Origin of the sequence: Pseudoalteromonas sp. SG44-1 (assembly GCF_014164315.1) — a bacterium.
In the GTDB taxonomy this organism is placed as follows: Bacteria; Pseudomonadota; Gammaproteobacteria; order Enterobacterales; family Alteromonadaceae; genus Pseudoalteromonas; species Pseudoalteromonas rhizosphaerae.
In genome coordinates this window covers 1-221 of record NZ_JACJEW010000330.1, presented here as the reverse complement: position 1 = coordinate 221, position 221 = coordinate 1, and the positions used below count along the sequence as shown (strand labels likewise).

The 221-nt window shown below is 43.0% G+C and carries 1 pseudogene; it reads left to right on the top strand.

Going from position 1 to position 221, the window contains the following annotated elements:
• A pseudogene (locus H5187_RS24325) lies at positions 1-221 on the top strand (integrase core domain-containing protein); the annotation flags it as partial.

The window sequence follows — 221 nt, the reverse complement described above, 5'->3', positions numbered from 1 at the left end:
GACTACCCAGAAAAGCCATTTGCAGAAATAAGCACAGCAAGAAAATGGGTGGCAGGGTTTGTAGATTGGTACAATAACGAGCATTTGCACAGCGGTATAAAATTTGTCACGCCAAATCAGCGTCATTCAGGTTTAGATAAAGAGATATTAGCCAAGCGTCAGCAGGTAAACGACGCAGCTAAATTGAATAACCCAAGTCGTTGGTCAGGAAAGTCACGAGA